Below are 392 nucleotides of genomic sequence, written 5' to 3'. Positions count from 1 at the left end.
ATCTTCACTTTGCCGCCGATGCATATGCCTGCATTGACCAAGTTTATCGACGGTTCGGGACCAGTTTTTGCCGGTACTCTATTCCCGTTCCTGTTTATTACCATTGCATGCGGTGCCATTTCCGGATTCCATGCACTAGTCTCTTCCGGTACAACACCGAAGATGATTGCAAAAGAATCGCATGCGACGGTGATTGGTTACGGCGGAATGCTGATGGAATCGGCCGTCGCCATCATGGCGATGATTGCCGCATGCGTGCTTACTCCCGGTGTTTATTTTGCCGTGAACGCACCTGCCGCCGCCATCGGTGTTGATGCCGCGGCTGCCGCACAAACGATCACCAGCTGGGGTTTCACAGTGACACCTGATGTGCTCACCACGCTGGCCAACGA

1 protein-coding gene is annotated in these 392 nt (G+C 54.1%); it reads left to right on the top strand.

Features of this window, described 5'->3' with window-relative positions; all coding sequences use genetic code 11:
- Positions 1 to 392, top strand: a 392-nt coding sequence (locus MXD62_RS10345) for a carbon starvation CstA family protein (protein WP_285224028.1), incomplete at both ends; no start/stop codon positions are given.

It is taken from the genome of Frankia sp. Mgl5 (assembly GCF_023242985.1).
GTDB lineage: Bacteria > Actinomycetota > Actinomycetes > Frankiales > Frankiaceae > Parafrankia > Parafrankia soli.
Note: the sequence above shows the minus strand (reverse complement) of the source record. Positions and strands in the feature narration are given on the sequence as shown.